This is a genomic window from Actinotalea sp. (assembly GCF_035443605.1).
Lineage (GTDB): Bacteria > Actinomycetota > Actinomycetes > Actinomycetales > Cellulomonadaceae > Actinotalea.
Genome location: NZ_DAORSQ010000130.1, coordinates 1 through 5,649, shown reverse-complemented (window position 1 = coordinate 5,649; position 5,649 = coordinate 1). Strand labels below are relative to the sequence as shown.

6 protein-coding genes are annotated in these 5,649 nt (G+C 72.7%); 4 read left to right on the top strand and 2 right to left on the bottom strand.

The window, feature by feature from the left end; translation table 11 throughout:
- The 4 genes from PKY62_RS11715 to PKY62_RS11700 all read left to right on the top strand — a co-directional run.
- Positions 1 to 426: hypothetical protein (locus PKY62_RS11715; protein ID WP_324537168.1), on the top strand; the 426-nt coding region annotated here is incomplete at its 5' end.
- A complete protein-coding gene (locus PKY62_RS11710; RefSeq protein ID WP_324537166.1) occupies positions 423 to 1,256 on the top strand; it encodes an ABC transporter permease in 834 nt (277 codons plus the stop codon). The genes PKY62_RS11715 and PKY62_RS11710, both read left to right, overlap by 4 nt.
- On the top strand, positions 1,253 to 2,434 hold the full coding sequence (locus PKY62_RS11705; RefSeq protein WP_324537164.1) for an ABC transporter ATP-binding protein: 1,182 nt from the start codon (positions 1,253 to 1,255) through the stop codon (positions 2,432 to 2,434). The genes PKY62_RS11710 and PKY62_RS11705 overlap by 4 nt, the downstream gene beginning before the upstream one ends.
- Positions 2,431 to 3,819, top strand: a complete 1,389-nt coding sequence (locus PKY62_RS11700; protein ID WP_324537162.1) for a glycosyltransferase — start codon at positions 2,431 to 2,433, stop codon at positions 3,817 to 3,819. The genes PKY62_RS11705 and PKY62_RS11700 overlap by 4 nt, the downstream gene beginning before the upstream one ends.
- Positions 3,820 to 3,849: 30 nt before the next feature.
- Here the strand turns inward: PKY62_RS11700 and PKY62_RS11695 are convergent, their stop codons facing one another.
- Both PKY62_RS11695 and PKY62_RS11690 read right to left on the bottom strand, forming a co-directional pair.
- Positions 3,850 to 5,388 carry a glycosyltransferase family 2 protein gene (locus PKY62_RS11695; protein WP_324537160.1) on the bottom strand — a complete coding sequence of 513 codons (1,539 nt, stop codon included), beginning with the start codon at positions 5,386 to 5,388 and terminating at the stop codon, positions 3,850 to 3,852.
- On the bottom strand, positions 5,385 to 5,649 hold a 265-nt coding region (locus tag PKY62_RS11690), incomplete at its 5' end, for a hypothetical protein (RefSeq protein ID WP_502875837.1). The genes PKY62_RS11695 and PKY62_RS11690, both read right to left, overlap by 4 nt.

Genomic DNA, 5,649 nt, shown 5'->3' with positions numbered 1-5,649 from the left:
ACCCACCTGCGGTTCTTCACCCGCGAGAGCCTTCTCGCGATGCTCGGGTCGGCCGGTCTGGCCGTGGTCGACCTGCGCACCACCGTGCTCGACCCGCTGGGCTCCGAGGTCGCGGTCGACGCCGCCGCCCTGCCACCGGGCGTCGTGGAGTGGGTGCGCGAGCAGCCGGACGCGATGAGCTACCAGTTCGTCGTGCGGGCCGTGCGCGACGACGCCGAGGGCGCCGCCCTGGCAGCCACGCGTGAGCGCGACGAGCTGCGCCAGCGGGTCCGCGACCTCGAGGCCCGGGCCGGCATGGCCGTCGCCGAGCGGGACGCCGCCGTGGCCGGCCTCGCGACCCTCGAGCAGACGGTCACCCTGCGGGTGCTCCGGCCCGTGCGGCGCGGCTGGGGCGCCCTGCGACGCCGGCTCGGGAGCGGCCGATGAGGCTCGTCACAGAGCTCTTCGCGTCGCGTGAGCTCCTGACCAACCTCACGGCGCGGGAGATCAAGGGCAAGTACAAGCGCACCGCCCTGGGTCAGCTGTGGTCGCTGGTCAACCCCCTGGCCCAGATGGTGATCTTCACCGCGGTCTTCCAGTTCGTGGTCCGCGTCGAGCCCGACGTGGGCGACCCGAGCGGCCTGGACATCTTCGCGGTGTGGCTGCTCTGCGGCCTGCTGCCCTGGGCCTTCTTCACCAACGTCGTCAACGGCGGCATGGGCTCGCTCGTGGCCAACGAGAACCTCATCAAGAAGGTGCACTTCCCACGTGCGGCACTGCCGGTCGCGACCGCCGCGGCCGCCGTCGTCACGTGGGCCACCGAGATGGCGGTGCTCCTCGTGGTGCTGCTGCTCGTCGGCGGGCGCCCGCTGCTCTACGTTCCGCTCGTGCTCGTCGCGATGGCGGTGCTCGCGCTGTTCGCCCTCGGGTTCGCCCTCGCGCTGTCGGTCCTCAACGTGTACTTCCGCGACACCCAGCACTTCATGGGGATCATCCTTCAGGCGTGGTTCTACCTGACCCCGATCGTCTACCCGGCCCACCTGGTCGCGGAGGAGTCGGCGAAGCTCGGCCCGGTGCTCGGCGGGCTTACGGTCTACGACCTGTACCGGCTCAACCCGATGGAACGGTTCGTCGAGGTGTTCCGGTCCCTGCTGTACGACAACACCCTGCCGCCGCTGGACGCCGTGCTCGCCTGCCTGGCGTGGACGGTCGTCTCGCTGGTGGCCGGCAGCTGGGTGTTCACCCGCAACGAGAAGCGACTGGCGGAGGTCCTGTGAGCACCGCTGCCGTCAGCGTCGAGCACATCGCCAAGCGCTTCCGGGTCTACCACGAGCGCAACCAGACCCTCAAGGCCGCCGTGATGCGCCGCCGGCGCGCGGTCTACGAGGACTTCTGGGCGCTCGACGACGTGAGCTTCGAGATCCCGCAGGGCAGCACGTTCGGGCTCGTCGGGGACAACGGCTCCGGCAAGTCGACGCTGCTCAAGACCCTCGCCAAGATCCTCTACCCCGACCGCGGCGCCGTGACCACGCGTGGCCGGCTGGCCGCGCTCCTCGAGGTCGGGTCCGGCTTCCACCCCGAGCTCTCCGGCCGGGAGAACGTCTTCCTCAACGGCTCGATCCTCGGCATGTCCAAGGCGGAGATCGCACGCAAGTTCGACGCGATCGTGGACTTCTCCGGTGTCGAGCAGTTCATCGACCAGCCGGTGAAGAACTACTCGTCGGGGATGTACGTGCGGCTCGGCTTCGCCGTGGCGATCAACGTCGACCCGGAGATCCTCCTCGTCGACGAGGTGCTCGCCGTCGGCGACTCCGCCTTCCAGGAGAAGTGCGCGGAGAAGTTCGTCGACTTCCGTCGCGAGGGGCGCACCGTCGTCGTCGTCAGCCACTCCATGCCGTCCGTGCGCGCGATGTGCGACCACGTCGCGTGGCTGTCCCACGGCACGCTCGTGGAGACGGGACCCGCCGCGGGGGTGCTCGACCGCTACGGCGACTCCAACCGCCAGGACCTGCGGACCGACGATCGCGGCCGCGTGCGCTGGGGCAGCGGCGAGGCAACCATCGACCACGTCGAGGTGCTCACGCACGGGGTGCCGTCGAGCACGGTGACCTCGGGTGACGAGGCAGTGGTGCGGATCTCCTTCACGGCGCACACGCCGATCGAGCAGCCCGTGTTCGGGCTCGCGCTCGAGTCGCACGACGGCGTCTACCTGTGGGCCAACAACACCCGGGACGCCGAGTTCACGCTCGACCGGATCGACGGCTCGGGCCGGATCGAGTGCCGCATCCCGCGGCTCGCGCTGCAGCCCGGGTCCTTCACGCTCATGGCCTCGGTGGTGGACACCTCGACGACCCATGTGTACGACTACGTGCGCGACGTCGCGGAGCTGCACGTGACGCACGGCCCGCACACCGAGTCCGGGGGGTACCTGGCGCTCGACGGGCGGTGGTCATGACCGCCGCGCGCCAGCGGGTGCTCGTCGTCACCCTGGACACGATCGCCGACCGGATGGCCGGCCCGGCGATCCGGGCGTGGGAGATCGCCCGCGCGCTCGCGGGTCCGTGCGATGTCCGGCTGGTGACCTTCGGCGCGTGCTCGCGGCCGGGGGTGGGCTTCGGCACGGCGCAGGTGCGGGTCGAGGACTTCCGCGCCGAGGTCGAGGGCTGCGACGTCGTCGTGCTCCAGGGCTTCGTGGTGCGCACCTTCCCGTGGCTGGCGGACTGCCCCCAGGCGATCGTCGTCGACCTGTACGACCCGTTCCAGCTCGAGACCCTCGAGGTGGACCGCTACCGCCCCACAGCCGTGCGGTGGGAGGCGCTGGTCCGCGCGCGCCTCGAGCTCGAGGCCCAGGTGGGCCGCGGCGACCTGTTCCTGTGCGCCTCGGGCCGCCAGCGCGACCTGTGGATCGGTCAGCTCGCCGCGGCCGGGCGGATCAACCCGGCGACGTACGACGACGACCCCTCGCTCGGTCGTCTGCTCCAGGTGGTCCCGTTCGGCCTCGCGGAGGAGCCCCCGGTCCGCACGGCCCCCGCGATCAAGGGCGTGGTCGACGGGATCGGTCCGGACGACAAGGTCATCCTGTGGGGCGGCGGCGTCTACAACTGGTTCGACCCGATCACGCTCGTCCGCGCGGTCGCCCGGCTGCACGAGCGCGACCCCCGTGTGCGCCTGTTCTTCCTCGGCATGAAGCACCCCAACCCCGACGTCGAGGAGATGCGCGTCGCCACGCGCACGCGGGAGCTCGCCGACGAGCTGGGCCTGACCGGCTCGGTGGTGTTCTTCAACGAGTCGTGGGTCGCCTACGAGCGGCGCGGGGACTACCTGCTCGACGCGGACGTGGGCGTCAGCTGCCACTTCCCGCACGTGGAGACCGAGTTCTCGTTCCGCACCCGGATCCTGGACTACCTGTGGGCCGGACTGCCGGTGGTGTGCACGCGGGGCGACGCGTTCGCCCGGCTGGTCGACGACCACGGTGCGGGCGTCACCGTGCCGCCCGAGGACGTCGACGCCCTCGCGGACGCCCTCGAGCTGGCGCTGGCGCCCGGGCCGCACGCCGGTTTCCGCGCGGCGTCGGCCGTCCTGGCCGACTCCTTCCGGTGGAGCTCCGTCCTGGCGCCGCTCGTGGCCTTCTGCACGGACCCCTACCGCGCCGCGGACAGCGCGTACCTGGCGTCGGCCGCCGGTGCCGCGGGGCGCGCTGGGCCGTCCGGACCGCCGGTGGCCTGGCACGTGCGCCTGCGTGCGGACCTCGCGGCGGCGTGGCGTCACCTGCGCAGCGGCGGCCCGCGCCAGGTGCTGGCCAAGGTCCGCTGGCGCCTGGCGCGGCTGCGCGCCCACTGAGCCGGTGCGCGCGCTGGGCCGGAGCAGCGGCTACAGGGCGCTGCGGTACTGCACGTGCGGGTCGGTGGCCAGCCGCAGGCCCCACTGGCGGTCGAGGAAGTCCTGCTCCCACGGGTCGAGGGCATGCCCCCGGGTGCTGCTCTCGTAGTGGAAGAGGCGGGCGAAGGGCGTGCAGACCACACCGAGCCCGAGCGCCGCGACCTTGAGGCAGTAGTCGATGTCGTTGAAGTTGAGCGGCAGGTCGGTGCAGAACCCCCCGACCCGCGCGAAGACGTCCGCCGGCGTCAGCAGGCAGGCGCCGGTCACAGCGAGGTAGTCGACGTCGACCTCCTTGGTCGCGAACCGGCCCACCCCGTCCGCCTCGGAGCCGAGGGGATGGATGGGGGTGCCGCCGTCGGTGACGATGATCCCGACGTGCTGGATCGTCCCCTCCTCGAAGAGCAGCTTGGCACCCACCACACCGACGTCGGGCGCCGAGCCGACCGCGACCATGCGGTCCAGCCAGCGGGGTTCCACGGCCTCGGTGTCGTCGTTGAGCAGCAGCAGCTGGCTGCCGTTGGCCCGTCGGGCGCCCTCGTTGACGGACGCCGAGAAGTTGAACCGACCGGCGATCGGCGCGTGCACCAACCGGTCGCCGAGCCGCTCGCGCAGCCGGGGGACCAGATCCGCGGGGGTCGCCTCGCTCGTGACGAGGACGACCTCCCAGTACCGGTAGTCGGTCGCGTCGAGCAGCGCGTCGACACAGCGTTCGACCAGCACGGAGTCCTGCCCGTGGACGGTGCGCCGCCCGCCGACGGTCGGGATGATGATCGAGACCAGCGGTGGCTCGGCCACCGTCCACCACAGCCGCGCGCCCAGCGGGTCGGCCGTCGCCTCCACGGTGCCCTGGCGTCCGGAGCGGGCTACCCGGTCGGCGACGGCGCGCCGCCCGGACGCACCGGCGTCGTCGTCGGTGCGGGGGCCCTGCGGGCGCGAGACGGCGACGACGGGCAGGTGGCCCACACGCGACGTGAGCTCGGTCACCCGCAGCTGGGCGTCCCACTCCTCCGCGCCGGCGAACCCTGCGCGGAACCCGCCGGCCCTGCTCAGCAGCTCCGCGCGCACGAGGCACAGCCGCCCGATGTACGGGTAGGACTCGAGGTAGTGCGGCAGGTGATCGGGCTTGGTCGCGATCCCCTCGGCGCCCGGGGCGGGCCACTGCTCGTCGGTGTAGAGCACGTCGAGGGCCGGCTGGTGGTCGAGCATCGACAGCACGGCCCGCAGGGCGCCCGGCTCGAGCTCGTCACCCGCGCCGAGCACCCCGATCATCGACCCGTGCGCGGCACGGCGCGCCGCCTCGAGGGCCACCCCAGTGCGATCCGCGGCGTCGCCCTCCGCCACCACGACGTGCTCCACCCGCACGCCGACCGGTCGGAGCCGTCGGGCGGCCCCGCCGCGCGAGCCGGGCCTCGGCCCGGCGACGACCACCTCGATCCCCGGGCAGTCCTGGCGCAGGACCGAGTCGATCGTGCGGTGCGTGGCGTCGTCGTGCTCCCCCCCATGAATCAGCAGACTGATCCGTGGGGTCATCGGCGCAGGCTCCGGTAGACGCGGCCGGCCAGGCGGCGGGCGCGGCGGGCCAGGTGCGCCAGGCGGTCGAGGGGGGAACGACGCACCGTGCGGCCCAGGTCGAGCAGGGCCCTGTCCCGCTCCGCGAGGGCGACGCGCTGCTCCGCCAGCAGGACGTCACGGACCCGGACGGCCTCCCGCAGGGCGATCCGGTCGGCGTTCGCCCTGGCCAGCCGGGTCTCGAGGATGCCGACGGCCGAGGTGGCCATCCAGGCGTCCTCG

Excerpts from the sequence above, each read along its gene's own strand:
- PKY62_RS11710 (WP_324537166.1), top strand. The coding sequence starts at position 423 with ATGAGGCTCGTCACAGAGCTCTTCGCGTCGCGTGAGCTCCTGACCAAC.
- PKY62_RS11700 (WP_324537162.1), top strand. The coding sequence starts at position 2,431 with ATGACCGCCGCGCGCCAGCGGGTGCTCGTCGTCACCCTGGACACGATC.
- PKY62_RS11695 (WP_324537160.1), bottom strand. The coding sequence starts at position 5,388 with ATGACCCCACGGATCAGTCTGCTGATTCATGGGGGGGAGCACGACGAC.